At 51.8% G+C, this 19,280-nt stretch carries 8 protein-coding genes; all 8 read left to right on the top strand.

What is annotated here, in order from left to right; all coding sequences use genetic code 11:
- Window positions 1-34: 34 nt before the first annotated feature.
- Window positions 35-1,240 (top strand): oligogalacturonate lyase family protein, encoded by a 1,206-nt coding sequence (locus N2K84_RS02650; RefSeq protein ID WP_282590219.1) that lies wholly within the window; start codon window positions 35-37, stop codon window positions 1,238-1,240.
- A gap of 35 nt (window positions 1,241-1,275) precedes the next feature.
- Window positions 1,276-4,140, top strand: a complete 2,865-nt coding sequence (locus N2K84_RS02655) for a glycosyl hydrolase (RefSeq protein WP_282590220.1) — start codon at window positions 1,276-1,278, stop codon at window positions 4,138-4,140.
- Window positions 4,141-4,142: 2 nt separating this feature from the next.
- Window positions 4,143-6,287 carry a hypothetical protein gene (locus tag N2K84_RS02660; protein ID WP_282590221.1) on the top strand — a complete coding sequence of 715 codons (2,145 nt, stop codon included), beginning with the start codon at window positions 4,143-4,145 and terminating at the stop codon, window positions 6,285-6,287.
- A 173-nt stretch (window positions 6,288-6,460) separates the two neighbouring features.
- Window positions 6,461-9,373 (top strand): glycoside hydrolase family 2 TIM barrel-domain containing protein, encoded by a 2,913-nt coding sequence (locus N2K84_RS02665; protein ID WP_282590222.1) that lies wholly within the window; start codon window positions 6,461-6,463, stop codon window positions 9,371-9,373.
- Window positions 9,374-9,376: 3 nt separating this feature from the next.
- Window positions 9,377-13,078, top strand: coding sequence for a DUF4450 domain-containing protein (locus tag N2K84_RS02670; RefSeq protein ID WP_282590223.1), 3,702 nt, complete (start codon window positions 9,377-9,379; stop codon window positions 13,076-13,078).
- 190 nt (window positions 13,079-13,268) lie between these two features.
- On the top strand, window positions 13,269-14,375 hold the full coding sequence (locus N2K84_RS02675; RefSeq protein WP_282590224.1) for a glycoside hydrolase family protein: 1,107 nt from the start codon (window positions 13,269-13,271) through the stop codon (window positions 14,373-14,375).
- 66 nt (window positions 14,376-14,441) lie between these two features.
- The gene (locus tag N2K84_RS02680) at window positions 14,442-15,944 is read left to right on the top strand and encodes a rhamnogalacturonan acetylesterase (RefSeq protein WP_282590225.1); all 1,503 of its coding nucleotides are present in this window, start codon (window positions 14,442-14,444) and stop codon (window positions 15,942-15,944) included.
- A 152-nt stretch (window positions 15,945-16,096) separates the two neighbouring features.
- On the top strand, window positions 16,097-19,261 hold the full coding sequence (locus N2K84_RS02685) for a rhamnogalacturonan lyase family protein (RefSeq protein ID WP_282590226.1): 3,165 nt from the start codon (window positions 16,097-16,099) through the stop codon (window positions 19,259-19,261).
- The last annotated feature ends 19 nt before the right edge of the window (window positions 19,262-19,280 follow it).

Genomic DNA, 19,280 nt, shown 5'->3' on the forward strand with positions numbered 1-19,280 from the left:
GATTATTCTTCCGGAAAAAACTAAACCAAATGATATGAAAGAAATCCACTTTTTTGCCTTTGCCCTGAGCCTGTTGCTTTGGGCTTGTCAAAGCCCGGACGTTCCGGTCCTGGAAACCGGCTCACAAACACCTATGCCCGATGCTTGGATTGATCAGGACACCGGTCATAAACTGATTCACCTGACGCCGAGGGAAGGAGAAAACCGCAGTTTCTACTTCCACAACAATCCCTTTTTACCGGCAACCAATACCGAGAATGCCAAAATGATCTTTTACGGAAGTGTTGACGGGGACATGCAGTTGTTTTCGGTTGATCTGAAAACACGGGAAACGGAGCAAATCACCCGGAAACAGGGAGTGTCGGGCGAGATTGTGGGTAAAAACGGACGCGAGGTTTATTACCAGTGTGGCGACAGTGTTTTCGCAACCGGCGTCGAGAATCACGAAACCCGGCTGATCTATGTTTTCCCCGATAGCATACGCGGGCGCATCACTACGCTGAACGCCAACGAAACCTTGTTGGCGGGGGCCATCAGCTCGCCCGAAGAGGAAACCATTTTTAAGCAATATCCAGAGAAGCGCGATTTTTTTAACCGGGTGTACGAAGCCAGGTTGTTGCGTTCGCTTTTTACGCTGGACGTGAAAACCGGAGAAATGAAAAAAATCTATTCTGAAAATGCCTGGCTCAACCACATCCAGTTTTCGCCAACCAACCCCAACTTGCTCATGTTCTGTCACGAAGGTCCCTGGCACATGGTTGACCGTATCTGGACAATCAACATTAATGGGGGTGGACCACAATTGGTGCATAAACGAACGATGGACATGGAAATTGCGGGTCATGAGTTTTTCAGCCCCGGTGGAAATCGTATTTGGTTCGACCTTCAGATGCCGCGCGGTGCAACCTTTTTCGTTTGTGGTACCGATCTTGAAACCGGAGAAGAAAAACGCTATGAACTAACCCGTGACGAGTGGTCCATTCATTTTACCATTTCGCCCGACCAAACGCTCTTTGCCGGCGATGGCGGCGATCCCGGGCAAGTGGCCAAAGCCGAAGATGGCATGTGGATCTACCTGTTTCATCCCGAGGGAGACCGGTTCCGCTCCGAAAAGCTGGTCAATATGAAACATCACGGGTATAAGCTGGAGCCCAATGTTCATTTTTCTCCGGACATGAAATGGATCATTTTCCGCGCCAATTTCGAAGGCCGTTCCGATGTATATGCCGTTGAATTGTAAGAGGCCGAGTTGTAACAGATAGAAAAGAGATAGATATGAAAACGAATAAAATGAATCGAATCCTGGTTGCCGGTAGCTTGGCGCTTGTCCTGCTTGCCGGCATGTTTACCGGGGCATGTACAGCCACAAAAAGTCAGTCATCACCGGCTTGGCCCGAAATCACCCATGAAACCAAACCTTGGACCCGCTGGTGGTGGCACGGCAGCGCGGTGAACCCGGCTGACCTGACAGCCAACATGGAGGAAATAGAAAAAGCAGGTTTTGGCGGCGTAGAGATTACCCCCATTTATGATGTCAGAGGCTCCGAGGATTTGTCCATCCGTTTTCAGTCGGACGAATGGATGAAAGTATTTGAGCACACCCTGAAAGAGGGGCAGCGCCTGGATTTGGGCATCGACCTGGCCAATGCTTCCGGCTGGCCGTTTGGCGGCCCGTGGATTCAGGCCGAAGATGCCTGTAAAAATGTGCAGTTCAAACAATTTAGTCTGAAAGAAGGTGAACGTCTGAACGAAAAGGTGGAGTTCATCCAGCAACCCTTGGTGCGGGCTGTCGGAAAACGGGTGGACATCTCGGAAGTGAAGTTTCCGATTAGCAGCAACACCAATTTACAGGAACTGGCCCTCGACCAGGTGCGCTTTGAAAAACCGCTTCCGCTGCAAACCCTGATGGCTTGCAGCGATGACGGCGAAATCCTGGAGCTGACTGATCGGGTGGCTGCCGACGGAACACTCGACTGGACCGCACCTGCAGGAACCTGGAAACTGTGTGCCGTTTTCCAGGGCTGGCACGGCAAAATGGTTGAACGCGCCGGAACAGGCGGCGAAGGAAACGTGATCGACCATTTCTCGGAAACGGCCACCCGCAAGTTTCTGAAAGATTTTGATGATAAAGCAACCCAGATTGACCTTACCGGCCTGCGTGCCTTTTTTAACGACTCGTACGAAGTGGACGATGCCCAGGGCGAATCGGACTGGACCCCGCTGTTCTTCGACGAGTTTGAGGCCCGCCGGGGTTACGACCTGAAACAGCATTTGCCATCGTTGATCGGTAATGGCTCCGAAGAAATGAACAGCCGTGTGCTGTGCGATTTCCGCGAAACCATCTCTGATCTGTTGCTCGACCGGTTTACCGTTGTATGGGCCGATTGGGCCGAGACCCACGGGGCAATCATCCGCAACCAGGCACATGGATCCCCGGCCAACATCCTCGACTTGTACGAGGCCAGCCACATCCCCGAAACCGAGGGGACCAAGCCCATGCGGATCAAAATGGCCACTTCGGCCGGGCATGTTTCGGGTAAGCCGCTCATTGCCTGCGAAGCTGCCACCTGGCTCGATGAGCATTTTTTGTCGGATTTGGGCGATGCCAAACAGAATTTCGACCGTTACCTGGCGCACGGCGTAAACCACATTGTGTATCACGGAACGCCATATTCGCCCCAAAATGAAGCTTGGCCCGGCTGGATGTTTTACGCCTCGGTGCACTTTGGGCCAACCAACTCCTGGTGGAACGACCTGAAAGCGCTGAACGACTATGTGGCCAACTGCCAGTCGTTTATGCAAAAATCGACTCCCGATAACGATCTGTTACTGTATTTCCCGATTTACGACAGCTGGTCGGAAAAAGGACGCAGCATGTTGAAACATTTTGGCGGTCCGCGTGAGCCCATTACCGAAGAGATCAGCCACGAATTGCTGGCCAAAGGTTATTCATTTGATTATATTTCTGATAGGCAGATACAGAAATTGACGGTAGAAAACAGCCGGGTGAAAGCGCCGGGCGCTACCTACAAAACCATTCTGGTGCCCCGCTGCGAATACATGCCCCTGGAAACGTTGCAAAAACTGGCGGCCCTGGTCGATGCCGGAGCAACAGTCATTTTCCACGAAAAACTTCCGGTGGATGTTCCGGGTCTGGCCGACCTGAAAAACCGCCAGCAGGCATTTGAAGATTTGAAGCAATCGTTTGCCTTCGAATCTCAAGGGGAGCTTCTTGCCTGCAAGGCCGGAAACGGACGGTTGCTGATGAGCGATGATGTAGATGCGCTGTTGACGCAGGTGAACGTGTTTCCCGAGGAAGCAGCCCAGCTGGGTTTGTGGTTTAGTCGCGTGAGCCGAGCCGAGGGCACTTGCTATTTCCTGACCAACTGGACAGATCAGCCGGTTGACCAATGGATGACGGTACAGTCGGCAGGTAAACAGGCGGTTTGGTTTAATCCGGTGGACCGGACGATGGGCAAAGCACGGGTTCAGGAAGTTGGTGAAGACCAATCAAAAGTATATGTACAGCTGGCCCCGGGCGAAACGCTGATCTTGCAGTGGTATCCGGCTGAAAGCGAATTGGCTGATTATCCGGTTTGGGAGTCAGCCGGTGAACGTCTGCTTTTAGCTGGAGAATGGACCGTGTCGTTTGTGAAAGGCGGGCCAACTTTGCCCGAAACTTTCCAAACCAGCGAACTGAAATCGTGGCCCGAAGTGTCGGACGAACTGGCCAAATTCTCCGGAACAGCAAGCTATAAAATTACGGTTGAAAAACCTGCCGGCCAGGCTTCGGCTTATCACTTGGATTTGGGTGAAGTAGCTGTTTCGGCTGCCGTTTATCTGAATGGCGAAAAGTTGGGAACGCTGGTTGGTCCAACCTATCAGCTAAACATCGATTCAAGTTTGTTGAAGGAAACCAACGAACTGGAAGTGAGGGTATCGAACCTGATGGCCAACCGCATCATCGACATGGATAAAAACGGCGTGAATTACAAGAAATTTTACAACATCAACTTTGCCGCAAATAAGCGCGAGAATGTTGGTCCCGACGGGGTCTTTACCGCCGCACATTGGGAACCGCTCCCCTCAGGACTGCTTGGCCCGGTGAGTTTAACACCCTTAGAACTAAAAAACCAGTAAACATGAAGCAACGAATTTTTTTCTTATCGATCCTCTCTGTTATTGTGTTGGCAAGTTGTCAATTGAAAAATGAGCCCGAAAAAATTGACCGGCATAGCGTGATTATGCGCAACAATGTGCTGGTTGAAGGCTTCGACTCGCTGGCTTCCCTTTCAATCGGGAATGGTGAGTTCGCTTTTACCACCGACCTGACCGGGCTGCAAACCTTTTACACCGACTATGAAAATGGCGTTCCGCTGGGTACGCAATCCAACTGGGGCTGGCATACCAACCCCAATACCGAGGGCTACGAACGCTCCGAAACGCTCAAATATTTTGAAGTGGAAGGCCGGCAAGTGCCCTACCGTCATCAATTGAAAGATAACCAGCGGGCGCAAGCTGCCTGCGACTATTTCCGAGAAAACCCACATCGTTTGCATTTGGGAATGATTGGCTTGGTGCTGACCAATTCTGAAGGTGAAACCGCCCGATTGGAAGATATCAAACAGGCCAAACATCACCTGGACATGTGGACCGGAAAAATCAGCAGTTCGTTTGAGTTTGACGGGCAGCCGGTAACCGTTGAAGTTTTTTGTCATCAGGATCAGGACCAGATTTCAGCCCGAATTGAATCGCCCCTGATTGCTCAAGGAAAACTGGCCGTTCAGTGGAAATTCCCTTTTGGAGTGGCCGAAAATACCCACGAAGGCTACGACTTTGATTCACCCGAAAAACACGAGTCGGTGTTAAGCGAAGTTGCATCGAATCAGGTGCTCATCAATCGTACGATGGACAATGACCAATATCAAGTGGCCATCGCATGGAAAGGTTCCGGTGCTGTTACCAAAACCGACGACCATCAATTTGTGCTTCAACCCGGAGAGCAGGAAGTCTTTGTATTCAACTGTCTGTTTGCCCCGGAAGTTGGCGGAACAACGTTGGCTGATTTCGAATCAACCAAAACAAACAACGAACAGGCTTGGTTGAACTATTGGGAAAACGGCGGGATGATTGATTTTTCAGAATGCACCGATCCCCGGGCGAAGGAACTGGAGCGACGCACCATCCTTTCGCAGTACCTGATCAAGATACAAAGTACCGGTTCGTTGCCGCCCGCTGAAACGGGCTTGACCTACAACAGTTGGTACGGTAAATATCACCTCGAAATGCACTGGTGGCACATCGCCCATTTTCCGCAGTGGAACCGGGAAAACCTCATCGAAAAACAACTGGACTATTACAACGACTTATATGCACAGGCCCTGCAAACCGCACAGGACCAAGGATACGAAGGTGTGCGCTGGCAAAAAATGCTGGGCCCTGATGGCGAGAACAGCCCTTCGTCGGTTGGTTCCTACCTCATTTGGCAGCAGCCGCATATCATCTGGTTTGCCGAACTAATGTATCAGGCTAATCCAACGGAAGAGACCTTGAACAAATACAAAGACCTGGTCTTCGCCACGGCCGATTTTATGGGCGACTTTCCGGTTTGGAACGATGAAAAGCAGCAGTACGATCTGGCACCGCCGCTTATCCCTGCGCAGGAGCACTGGTCGCGCGAAACCACGACCAATCCGCCATTTGAGCTGGCTTATTGGTACTGGGGACTGACAACCGCCCGGAAGTGGCAAGATCGCTTGCAACTGGAGGCGAATGACCAGTGGGAAAATGTCCGGCTTAAACTGGCTGCCCCCGATCAAGCTGAAGGGGTTTACTTGGGAATTGAAGGTGCAACCGAATCGTACACCAATATGGAATTGATGGAAGACCATCCGGTGGTTTTTGGCGCTTATGGTATTTTGCCGGCCTGGGACAAACTGGATCCCGAGGTGATGCGCAACACCATGCATCGCATTGCCGAGCGTTGGGACTGGCCTTCGACCTGGGGATGGGATTACCCAATGGCGGCCATGTCGGCAGTCAGGCTGGGAGAGCCGGAATTGGCTTTGGAGTTTCTGCTGAAAGATGTTCAGAAGAATACGTATCTGAAGAACGGACACAACTACCAAAGCGAACGTCTGCGTATTTATTTGCCGGGCAACGGCGGCTTGCTGACCACCATCGGCATGATGTGCGCCGGTTACGCCGGTTGCGAAACGGAAAACCCCGGCTTCCCCAAAGATGGCAAGTGGAAGGTGAAATGGGAAGACATTAAACCAGTGTTTTAGAGGCTTTGCCCCGAAGGGGTAAAATATTGATGACCCCGGGTGAGCGGAGCGTAACCCGGGGTTGAACAATGCAAAACAAAAAGGCGCATTCACCAATGTTTGTTGATAAAGAAATGGTTTCATGCGCCGCATCACAATAATAGTGTAAAGATCCTGAGAAAAGACAATAGATTATGAGCTACTCAAAACAACTACTGACGATTGCATTAATTTTGCTGGCTGGACTAACGTCCTGGGCCTCTCCCCAACAAAAGGAAATCCAATACCTTTCCGGGACCGACAATGAGAACACGGTTACTTGGGATCTTTATTGCACTTCGGGCCGGAACAGTGGCTTCTGGAGCACCATCGAAGTGCCTTCGCACTGGGAACAACAGGGTTTTGGCGAATACGATTATGGTCGCGACTACCGCACTTATGGCAAAAAGTTTAAGTTTTCGGATGAAACAGGAATTTACAAACACCGCTTTTCCGTTCCGCAGGATTGGAAGGACAAGACCATTTTCATTGTCTTTGAAGGATCGATGACTGATACGGAAGTAAAAGTCAATGGTGAGCTGGCTGGTTCCATTCACCAGGGCTCGTTTTACCGTTTTCGCTATGATATTTCCGACAAACTGAAAGCCGGACAGGAGAACGAACTGGAGGTGACCGTTCATAAAATGTCATCCAACCACTCCGTCAACCGGGCCGAGCGTTTCGCCGACTACTGGATTTTTGGCGGAATCTACCGCCCGGTTTATCTTGAGGCTGTGCCCAATGAATTTATCGATCGCGTAGCCATTAATGCCCAGGCTGACGGCAGTTTTTCAATGGACGTGTTTCCGGTGAATCTGAAGAAGAAGCAAACGATTCTGGCTGAGATCTTCGATGCGGTAGGAAACCGCGTGCAGAGCTGCGAAACCAAAGCCGGAGCCGGTGATTCTCTCGTCACCATGACTTGCCAGGTAGCTCAGGCCAAGCAATGGACACCGGAAACTCCGAACCTTTATTCGGTGAAAGTGAGCCTGAAAAACGGAAACAAAACCGCTTACGAGCTCAGCGAGAAATTTGGTTTCCGAACCATTGAAATCCGTGAGAGCGACGGTATTTATGTCAACGGCACCAAAGTGAAAATGAAAGGCGTTAACCGCCACGTTTTTTGGCCCGAAACCGGGCGCAGTGTTAATGCCACCATCGATTTGAATGACGTTCGGTTGATCAAGGAAATGAACATGAACGCCGTGCGTTGTGCGCATTATCCGCCCGATAAGGCTTTTCTGAATTATTGTGATTCGCTGGGCTTGTTTGTACTGAATGAATTGGCAGGTTGGCAAAATGCCTACGACACCGAGTCGGGAAGCAAACTGGTTCGCGAACTGGTGATCCGCGATGTGAACCACCCGTCCATTATCTTCTGGAGCAACGGAAACGAAGGCGGAACCAACAAGGAGCTGGATGACGATTACGCTATCTATGATCCTTCCAACCGCCCGGTCATTCATGCGCACCACCGTCCGGGAAACGATCACAATGGTATTGATTGCAACCACTACGAAACGTATTACAGTTCAAAAAAGATATTGGAAGGTGACTTGATTTACATGCCAACCGAGTTCTTGCATGCCCAGGATGATGGTGGTGGTGCCGCTGCCCTCGCCGATTATTGGGAATTATTCTGGCATTCGGAACGGGCGGCGGGCGGCTTTTCGTGGGTATTGGCCGATGAAGGATTGGTACGCACCGACCTGGACGGGACGATCGATGCCAACCGCGTGAATGCGCCCGACGGACTGGTGGGCCCGCACCGCGAAAAAGAAGGCAGCTTTTACGCCATGCGCGAAATTTATAGTCCGGTGAAGATTGCGCTGGACAAACTGCCAGCCGATTTTGATGGCCGGATTGCGGTGGAAAATCGTCACCATTTTACCAACCTCAAGGCCATTCGTTTTGAATGGCAGCTGGTGAATTTCAGCTTGCCCGAAGAGCGGGGCGTCTATCAAAAAGTCATGAAAGAAGGGAAAGCCGAAAGCCCGGACGTTCAGCCGGTTCAAAAAGGAGAATTGAAGCTGGAACTGCCGGAAGACTATCAACAATATGATGCCGTGCTGTTGCGTGCATTTGCTCCTTCGGGTGACGAAATCTATTGCTGGAGCTGGAAAACCGATGGCAACACCAATGCCGTGGTGCAACTGGTTGAAAAGGAACTGAGCGAAGCGGAGAAAGAACGGCTGAAGAAGCTGAAGGCCCAGGGAATTGAGGAGGATAACATCCTGCCCATTGAACAGCAGGCCGGCGATGACAAGCTAAGTTCTAAGGTCGAAGTGACCGAAAAAGATAGTTTACTGACCATGAAAGCGTCTGGAATTGCGGTGACTTTCAACATGAACAGCGGGCTTTTGGTGTCGGTTCAGAACGATTTTGGCTTGCCTATTCCGTTTAATAACGGGCCGGTGCTGGTGAGCGGCGAATCTGAATTGATTAGTGTTTCGCATGACGAAACAGCCCATGCCCATGTGGTAAAGATGACCTATTCGGGTGATTTGAAAGAAGTGAACTGGACGATGTATAATAGCGGTTGGCTGCAAATGGATTACGAATACCAGGTGGATGGCGGCCAGTATTTTACAGGCGTCAGCTTCGACTTTCCCGAGTCGGACGTGATTGGTGCCAAGTGGCTGGGCCGCGGCCCCACGCACGTATGGAAAAACCGCTTGCAGGGAGTCACCTTGGATGTGTATCAACGACTGTATAACAACACTTTGCCAGGCGATAACTCTTGGAAGTACCCACAGTTTAAAGGATATTATGCGGATGTATCGTGGATGGAATTCAACACCGTGCACGGCAAGTTTACCGTAGTTGCTCAGGAAGAGGACCTGTTTGTCCGCCTGTTTGACTTTCACGGTATCTCCGGGCCTAAAAATTACCCGGCTCTGCCAACAGGCAACGTTTCCTTTTTGGATGGCATTCCTCCGATCGGGACCAAGCTGGCCATGGGCATCAGCAACGACACCTGGAACCTCGGCCCGGCGGGCGAGCTGAACGTGATGGACAAACCAGTAAAACGAACCGTATATTTCTATTTCGGACTGCGAAACGAGTAGGTGATGCAGAAACTTATTGTAATCATACTGTTTGCTGCAATCTCCTGGGGTGTTGGCGCACAACCAATCGATCCAGCCCGTTGGTGGCAGGGGAAAGAGCGGGAACTCAGGTACAAGCCCGATGGCGAAGAATTTGTCATTCATAATGGTGACAAACGCTTCTCCCGAGCCATTTATGGAACCAATACCGGCTTCCGTTTTGAGACGAGCGATTTTCCCGAATTTGGGCTGTACATGCCCTATTTGGGCGGAAGCGTGTATATGGCCATTTCCACACCCACAGAAAATCGCTGGGTAAAAGATTTCGAGTCTGTCGAATCCCGCTTCAAATCGGGGCAGCGAACTTATATTCTGAAAGACAAGAACTTATTGGGACGCGGCACGATCACCGTTGATGCCGTTGCCTTGTCCGACGGCGATGGTTTGGTGGTCAGACACACCGCCGACCAAGTACCGGAGGGGACAAAAATTCTGTGGATTTACGGTGGAGCCAACAACAAGCGGTATAGCCGCGAAGGTGATCTGGGGGCCGATCCGGAAGATAGTTTCTACATCAAACCGGACAATTGCCAGGGAAATATCTTCGAGATAGCCAGCCATCAGGCGACGGTTTGGTATGGACATGCGACCAAACCGGTGTCCGACGACGAAGCTTATGAAAATTCCGAAAGCCGGAAAAAACAGACTTCCCCCGCATCGCCGGGGTATGGGGATTCGATCAGCATTACCGCCATATTTCCCCTGGGAACGAACATTCGCGAAGCCGATGGCAACCAAATTGACGATCTGGAACAATTGCTTCAGTCCGAGAAGTCTTCCCGCCCGGTCATTATTGCCGAATACGAAATGGACGCGGAGCCGTTTTACTTCGAATTGCACAGCCCCAAGAGCCGTGCACCTTTTGCCTACAACGAACTGGCCGATGCTTTTAACAAAGGCGTAGCTTATCGCGAAAAGATTGCTTCGACGCTGAAATTGCATACCCCCGATCCGTACCTGAATACCTTGGGTGGCATTTTCTCCGGGGCCGAGGATGCGGTGTGGGAAGATCCCGGCTATTTGCACGGGGCCATTGGCTGGCGAATGCCACTCACCGGCTGGCGGGCTGCCTACCTGGCCGATTTGCTTGGTCTGCACGACCGGGCACGAACGCACTTCAACGGCTACATCAACTCGCAGGTAACCGATGTGCCGGTTAGCTTGCCGCACCTGCAGGATGAAGAGCTGAACCTGGCGCGTGCCGCGAAAAAGTGGGGTACGCCGATGTATAGCAATGGCTATATCTGCCGAAGCCCCAACCGGACGGATATCATGCACCACTACGACATGAACCTGGTTTTTTTCGACGAGCTGTTGTGGCACCTGAACTGGACCGGCGACATGGATTATGCCCGCGAAATCTTTCCGGCCTTGCAGCGCCACCTCGCCTGGGAGAAGAATACCTTCGACCCCGACAACGATGGCCTTTACGACGGCTATTGCAGTATTTGGGCTTCCGATGCCCTGCAGTACAACGGTGGCAAGGCAACCCACTCGTCTGCCTATAACTACCGGGCCAACAAAATGGCAGCAGAAATTGCCAAGAAATTAGGCGAAGATCCTTCACAATACGAAAAGGAGGCGGAACTGATTCTCACAGCCATGAACCGCGAGCTTTGGATTCCGGAGAAAGGCTGGTGGGCCGAATTCAGAGATAATATGGGGCATGGCATGCGGCACGACAATGCGGCGGTGTGGACCGTTTATCATGCCATTGACTCCGATGTTCACGATCCGTTCAAAGCCTACCAGGCTACCCGCTACATCGATACGGAACTAACGCACATTCCGGTTCTGGCCAAAGGGCTGGACGACACGACCAACCACGTGGTGGCAACCACAAACTGGCAACCCTATAGGTGGTCGATCAACAATGTGGCCTTTGCCGAGATCGTCCATACTTCGCTGGCCTACTGGCAGACAGGCCGCGCGGACGAAGCGTTCAAACTTTACAAAGGGGCGCTGCTCGATGCCATGTACCTGGGCTCCGGGCCGGGCAACATCACCCAGATCTCGTTTTATGATGCCGCCCGCGGAGAAACCTACCGCGATTTTGCCGATCCGGTGTCTATGGGCGTTCGGGCGCTGGTGCAGGGCATGTACGGCATCGTTCCCGACCTGATGAACAAGCAGCTGACCATCCGCCCCGGATTTCCTGCGGATTGGGATTTTGCGGAGATCGAAACCCGGAATATGGCGTATGCCTTCAAACGCGAAGGAAATACCGACAGCTTTACCATCAAACCAAACCTTCTAAAAAAAGATATCCAGTTATCGCTGGAAGTGAAGGCCCCACGGAGCCGGGTGCAATCCATTCGGGTGAATGGCCGCGAAACGGGCTTTGACTTGCTTGATGAATCGGTTTCGGTTCCACGAATCAGGATTGATGCGGGCGTGGCACCAGTTTACGAAATTGAAATCGAATGGGCAGGTGAAGAGCTGAATACCGAAAAAGTAACGGCTAAAACGGCACGTGGTGAAAAACTTCACCTGGAATTGCCCTTCGAAGCTGAGAAGATCTACGATCCGCAATCGGTGCTTCAAGGTGCACAAATTCGAAATGGCGTGTTGTGCGGAACCGTTTCCGCAGAAAAAGGCAACAAAACTTTGTTTGTTGAGGTTTCGTCGGGCGAAATGCGCTTCTGGCTTCCGGTCGAACTGGAGGTGGTTAAGCCTGTTGAAATCGCCAATCATCCGGATTCAGAATCGCTTGTTTTCGATTTGCTGAATCATACCGATCAGCCCCTTGCCGGTGAGCTTTGGGTGAATGGCAACAACATGGGGGCGGTAAAAATCCCCGCTCAAGGAAAAACCAAACACGAGTTTTCTTCGCCGGTGGCCACCCTGGGGACGAATAAAATTGAAGTGAGGGCTGAAAGAAAGACGCATGATCTGCGGGCCATCAACTGGAACATCGCCAATCCCGCCGCGCAGGAATATCGTGCCGTTACGATGACGGATGGCTTTAACGAAAAGGTGCGCGACATCTTCGCCTACGGCAAATACCTTTCGCCGCGCTGGGAATACACCACGCTGCAGGTACCCACGCAAGGCATGGGGCAGTGGTGCCATCCCAACGACCTGTCGGTGATTGACGACAGCGGAATCCGCTCGCTGGCTGCGGCCAACGGCGGCACTTTTACCATGCCGCAGGGTATTCCGTTTGCAACTCCGGGCAGCAAGAATGCCAACAACATTGCATTCACCACTTTGTGGGATAATTACCCGGCTTCGGTTACCCTTCCGCTCAGCGGCAAGGCTTCGAAGGCGTATTTTCTGGTGGCCGCGTCCACCTATCACATGCAGGTGTATGTGTTGAACGGGCAAATCCGTGTCAGCTATGCCGATGGCACCGAGGACGTGCTCGACCTGGTTTTGCCCGACAACCTGATTCCGCTTGATCAGGATTTGTTTATCGATGACTGGGCCTTTTACACCCGGCAGCCCCGTCCGTGGCGGGTGCGACTGAAAACCGGCGATGTGAGCAAGTACCACGCCGGCGAGTTGGGCGGACGCATGTCGAACGACCCGATTTATGTAGATGGCGGAATGGCCACTTTACTTGACCTTCCGCTCGATCCGGAAAAAGAACTGGTGTCGTTGACTTTGGAAACGATGGCTAACGAAGTAATTATTGGCTTGATGGGGGTAACCCTTTCACGATAGCATAATCCTGATCGGATGACTTCGAATCATCCGATCAGTTTATCGCAGGAATTTTTACATCCTGATGGCGATAAATTTTCTTCTAGGAGAAAATAAAATTGCATCTAGGAGAAAATAAATTTCCGTCTAGATGAAAATTTAAGCGGGTACTGATGAAAAAATTGCCCGTTCAATAAAAGAGGAATTGACCATGCAAACACGACGTAATTTTATACAGCAAAGTTTGCTTGCCGGAGGGGCGCTACTGATTTCGGGCGGCCCCGGACTGGTGGCTTCGGTTCGCGATAAAAACTATCGGGAACAGGATATTTCTGCTTTTTCGAAGCGGTTGAAACCGATGGGGTGCATGCTCGAACTCGAAGGCTATTATGTTTGGGGCTGCAGCCCGATCGTAGCGCCTGACGGGAAGTTTCATGTGTTTTTTTCGCGTTGGAATGCGGAGAAGGGCATGGGTGGCTGGATTAACAGCTCGGAGATTGCGCATGCCGTTGCCGATGAGGCGGCAGGCCCTTACCGCGACATAGAAACCATTCTGGCTCCACGTGGCGAAGGTTTTTGGGATGGCACCACCTGCCACAACCCGCATATCCAGTTGGTTGACGGCACGTATTGTCTGTTTTATATCGGTAATTCGAACCGGAAGACAAACACCAAACGCATTGGTCTGGCAACCGCCAGCTCGCTCAATGGCCCGTGGAAACGGCCGGACAAACCACTGTTGGAGGTAGGACCGGAAGGGGCCTGGGATGATCATTGCACCTCGAATCCTTCCTTTCTGAAACATCCAAACGGACAGTATTGGCTGTATTACAAAGGCTGGAACAACGAAGAATATGAAAATCCGGTGGATCCGGCCATTCGCGGAAACCGCAAATACGGCCTGGCCATGGCCGAAAAACTGGAAGGGCCATATGTGCGCTACGCTGAAAATCCGATCATCGACTATTCGGCTTTGGGCAACAACCGCCAATTGGAAGATGGCAATGTGTTTCGGGAGAACGGGAAGTTCTACATGCTGGCGCGCGACATGGGGCGTTTTGACCATGAGGTGGGCATCATCCTCGAATCGGACGATGGGATTCATTGGTCTGAACCAAAAATCAGCTATTTCGGGGTGTCGCATTACATCAACCAGCCCGAAGCACCCAAACATTTACGTAAATACGGCCGGTTTGAGCGCCCACAGGTACTCATGCAAAACGGAAAACCCACGCACTTGTTTGTCACCACGCAAGGTGGAAAACAGATGACATCCACTCCTTTTGTTTTTGAAATTGAAGCGGATGTACACAAATAAATAGAATTGATCGGATGACTCAAAGTCATCCGATCAATAAAAGAGAAACTAAAAACTTTCATTGAAATGATAAAATTGATCAGCTTTTTCCTATTGACTTGGCTGTTGGCTTTCGGGCCGCAGCAGGCGACTGGCAAGCCCACCATTTATACGATTGGCGATTCAACCGTAAAAAACGGGCGGGGCGATGGATCCGGCGGATTGTGGGGCTGGGGCGACCCCTTGGTGCAGTTTTTTGATACCAGCCGGGTTCAGGTGGAAAACCATGCGTTGGGTGGAACAAGCAGCCGCACGTTCCGCACCAAAGGACTGTGGCAACCTGTTTTGGAAAGGCTCCAGCCGGGCGATTTTGTGTTGATGCAATTTGGGCACAACGATGCCGGCGCGATCAACGACGACTTCCGGGCTCGCGGCACGATCAAGGGCGTTGGCGATGAGTCGGAGGAAATCGACAACCTACTCACCGGCGAGCATGAGGTGGTGCACAGCTATGGCTGGTATCTCCGGCAATACATTCAGGAGGCAAAGGCGAAAGGAGCCATTCCGGTGGTCATGTCGCCCATTCCGCGCAATAATTGGAAGGATGGCCGCGTGCCGCGCAATGATCAAAGTTATGGTTTGTGGGCCAAAGAGGTGGCCTTGGGCGAAGGCGTTGAATTCATCAACTTAAACGAAAAAATGGCCTCGGCCATGGAAAAGCTGGGCGAAGCACAGGTGACGGGCAATTTGTTCTTTGAACACGATCACACGCATACGTCGGCTAAAGGAGCTGTCTTGGCGGCTTCGCTGATTGTGGAGGGCCTGCGCGAAGCAGACAACTGCCCGCTGAAAGACTACCTGCTGGAGAATCCTACCATCAACTTCCCGGCGAAAAAGAAAGTCTTGCTAATTGGCGATTCGACCGTGGCCAACGGAAACGGAGAAATTGTCGGTTGGGGACGCGAACTGCCAGCCTTTTTCGACAGCAGCCGGGTTGAGATGATCAATAAAGCGCGTGGTGGGCGCAGCAGCCGGACCTATTTGCACGAAGGTTTGTGGGATGAAGTTGTTCCGATGCTCCAGACCGGCGATTTTGTGCTAGTGCAGTTTGGCCACAATGATGGTGGAAATATCGACAAAGCCAAATACCGGGGTTCGCTCCGAGGGACAGGCGATGAAACGCAGGAAGTAACCCGCGAGGATGGTTCCAAAGAAACGGTTCACACCTATGGTTGGTACATGAAAAAGTACATCGCTGATGTGCAGGCCAAAGGAGCTATACCAATTGTTATTTCCATGATTCCGCGTAACAAGTGGAAGGAAGGGAAAGTGGAACGGGCTTCGGACAGTTACGGCAAATGGGCAAAAGAAGTGGCCGAAGAAACCAGTGCTTTCTTTATTGATTTGAATGAAGCCGTGGCTGCCGAATACGAAACGATGGGGGCGGAGGCTGTCAGCACGTTCTTCCCGGGCGACCATACGCACACCAATGCCGCTGGAGCCCGCTTGAATGCGAAAATCCTGTCTCAAAAAATAAATCAGCTCAGGGCTTGTCCGCTCAGTGGCTATGTAAACCGAATCAATGACTAATTGCTGGTGGCGTATTAACGATAAAGGAAATTGACTCAGTCACCCTGAACTTGTTTCAGGGTCTCATTCATAATGAGATGCCGAAACAAGTTCGGCATGACGTTCTCTAAAATATTCTTGATGCGACGCTAACAGTAAAGATTAATTATACGATGAAACGAATTATTCTGATCTTTTTACTCTTTTGTGGTTTCTCTGCCGTTGCCCAACGCCAGATGGAGCATCTGTCGCGTGGGCTGGTGGCTGTGCAAGCAGGCAACGATAGTGTTTTTGTGAGTTGGCGCCTGCTGCATTCCGATGCCGAAGACGTGGCTTTTAACGTTTATCGTCAGTCTGAAAATGGTGAAGAAGTTCTGTTGAATGAGAAACCTTTAACTGATGCGACATCGCTAATGGATGTTGTCAGCTTGCCCAATGGGATCTACACCTATCTGGTAAAACCGGTCGGAAGTGGAACTGAATTCGAGCCCGATGGTTCCTATCGACTGGTGAAAACCGACAATGTGCAGCCCTGGCTCACTATTCCCCTGCAAACACCCGAAAACTATTCGCCCGGTGATATTGCTCCCGGCGATCTGGATGGCGATGGCGATTACGAGCTGGTGGTGCATATGACCGGCCGCGGGCGCGACAATAGCCATGAGGGCATGACCTCTGAGCCGGTTTTTCATGCTTACAAGCAGGACGGCACCTTGTTGTGGAGCATCAACCTGGGCAAAAATATACGCGAAGGGGCACACTACACCCAGTTTTTGGTGTACGATTTTGATGGTGACGGACGTGCTGAAGTGGTCATGAAAACTGCCGACGGCACCGTTGACGGCATCGGGAATGTGATTGGCGATGCCTCGGCCGACCACCGAAATCAGGACGGGCATATCCTGCGTGGGCCGGAGTTTCTCACTGTGTTTGACGGGTTGACGGGCGCTGCCTTGGCCACAGTGCCTTATGTGCCGGGCAGGCATCCTTCAAAATTAGATCCCGCACCCGACGAAATGAAAGAAGTTTGGGGAGATGGCAACGCCAACCGTTCCGAGCGCTACCTGGCCTGTGTGGCTTATCTGGATGGCAAACGGCCTTCCATTGTGATGTGCCGGGGCTACTACACGCGTGCCACCCTGGCCGCTTACGATTGGCGCGATGGGAAACTGACCCAACGCTGGCTATTCGACAGCGATGACGGTACTCCGGGCAATCGCGCTTATCGCGGACAAGGCAATCACAGCGTGAGCGTGGGCGATGTGGATGGCGATGGCTGTGATGAAATCATTTACGGGGCAGCAGCCATTGACCACGACGGCACCGGGCTTCATTCCACCGGGCTGGGTCATGCCGATGCCTTGCACCTTTCCGATCTCAACCCTGCCCGACCGGGGCTGGAGGCGTTCAACATTCAGGAACGCTTTGATGATGCCGGAATGAACTTTCGCGATGCGAAAACCGGTGAGGTACTCTGGAAAGTCCCTTCGGTAAAGGCAGCCGATTCGGGTGGTGACAGAGGCGAAGGGCCTGGCCGTGGCGTTTCTTTCAACATTGATCCCCGCCACCCGGGAAACGAGTGCTGGGTTTTTGGCGCAGGCATCAACGGCCTGTGGAATGCACAAGGCGAAAAAATTTCAGAAACAACCCCGCGCAGTTGCAACTTTGCCGTGTGGTGGGATGGTGACTTGCTTCGCGAGTTGCTCGACCGAAACCGGGTCATGAAGTGGGATTGGCAGAACGAAACGCTCACCAACCTGCTGGTAGCCGAAGGTTGCCAGAGTAACAACGGTTCGAAATCGACGCCGGCCTTGAGCGCCGACCTGTTTGGCGACTGGCGCGAAGAAGTGGTGCTGCGTACCGAAGACAACCAATCGCTGCGGATTTACACCACCACCATTCCCACGCAGCACCGCTTGGTTACCTTGATGCACGACCCCATTTACCGGTTGAGTATTGCCTGGCAAAATGTGGCCTACAACCAGCCGCCTCATCCCGGATTTTACATGGGTGATGAGATGGAGAAACCCATTCGTCACGAACTGGATTTGGTAAAATACCAGCCAGCCGGCAGCAAACAAACAAGCTGGAAATTCGATTTGGGCAACGGGCCTGTAAAAGAGGGTTTCACCCAGGTCACTGAAAAAAATAGTTATACGCCTGAAAAAGGCTTTGGCATCATCCGTGCCAACCCGGTTCAGGCAGAAAAGATGGAAGGAAGAGAAGACGCAACCGGCGATTGGATCACTTCCGATAAGCCTTTCTATTTTCAGGTTGATTTGCCGGAAGGCCGGTACAAAATCACCCTCACGTTGGGAGATGGACAAGGAGAGTCGGCCACAACCGTGAAGGCCGAATCGCGCCGGTTGATGCTCGAAAACATTCAGACTGAAAAAGGCGAAGTGCTATCCAAAACAATCGTGGTGGATGTACGCACCCCACGATTTAACGACAGCCTGGAAATTCGACGGAAACCGCGCGAGATGACTTACCTGAACTGGGACAACAGTCTCACCCTGGAATTCAACGGCCCGAAACCCTGTGTTTCTTCCATCGTGATTGAAAAAGCAAATGACCTGCCGGTGATCTTTCTGGCCGGAAACTCTACGGTAACCGACCAGGAAAACGAGCCCTGGGCTTCGTGGGGGCAAATGTTCCCGCGATTTCTGAAGCCGGAAATCGTGGTGGCCAATTATGCCGAGTCGGGCGAAACGCTCAAGGCTTTCCGGCGCGAAAACCGGCTTCAAAAGATTTTGTCCCTGATGAAGCCCGGCGATTACCTGTTCATGGAATTTGCCCACAACGACCAAAAGCCGGGAGGCAACCACGTGGAGCCATTTACTACTTATCAGGATGAATTGCGTCATTTTATCAGCGAGGCACGAAAAAAAGGTGGCAAGCCGGTTTTGGTGACTTCCACCAACCGCCGTCGTTTTGATGAAGAAGGCAAGATCATAAACACCCTCGAAGATTACCCCGAGGCCATGCGGCAATTGGGTAAAGTTGAAGGTGTGCCGGTAATCGACCTGAATGCGATGAGCAAAGTTTTATATGAAGCACTGGGTCCCGAAAATTCGAAAAAGGCTTTTGTACACTACCCGGCCAATACCTATCCCGGCCAGGACAAGCCCCTGGCCGACGACACGCACTTCAGCCCCTTTGGAGCGTACGAACTGGCAAAATGTGTGGTAAAGGGAATACTGGACCAACAGCTGGATTTGGCAAACTATGTGGCCGATGAATTCAGCAGCTTTAGCCCTTCCGAGCCGGATTCATTCGAAAACTTTTTTTGGCCCGAAAGCCCGGCTGCCGATATACTGAAACCGGATGGAAACTAGGGATCGATGATTGGCGATT

Source organism: Gaoshiqia sediminis (genome assembly GCF_025907915.1).
GTDB lineage: Bacteria > Bacteroidota > Bacteroidia > Bacteroidales > Prolixibacteraceae > Gaoshiqia > Gaoshiqia sediminis.

Excerpts from the sequence above, each read along its gene's own strand:
- N2K84_RS02670 (WP_282590223.1), top strand. The coding sequence starts at position 9,377 with ATGCAGAAACTTATTGTAATCATACTGTTTGCTGCAATCTCCTGGGGT.
- N2K84_RS02655 (WP_282590220.1), top strand. The coding sequence starts at position 1,276 with ATGAAAACGAATAAAATGAATCGAATCCTGGTTGCCGGTAGCTTGGCG.
- N2K84_RS02660 (WP_282590221.1), top strand. The coding sequence starts at position 4,143 with ATGAAGCAACGAATTTTTTTCTTATCGATCCTCTCTGTTATTGTGTTG.
- N2K84_RS02650 (WP_282590219.1), top strand. The coding sequence starts at position 35 with ATGAAAGAAATCCACTTTTTTGCCTTTGCCCTGAGCCTGTTGCTTTGG.
- N2K84_RS02665 (WP_282590222.1), top strand. The coding sequence starts at position 6,461 with ATGAGCTACTCAAAACAACTACTGACGATTGCATTAATTTTGCTGGCT.
- N2K84_RS02675 (WP_282590224.1), top strand. The coding sequence starts at position 13,269 with ATGCAAACACGACGTAATTTTATACAGCAAAGTTTGCTTGCCGGAGGG.
- N2K84_RS02680 (WP_282590225.1), top strand. The coding sequence starts at position 14,442 with ATGATAAAATTGATCAGCTTTTTCCTATTGACTTGGCTGTTGGCTTTC.
- N2K84_RS02685 (WP_282590226.1), top strand. The coding sequence starts at position 16,097 with ATGAAACGAATTATTCTGATCTTTTTACTCTTTTGTGGTTTCTCTGCC.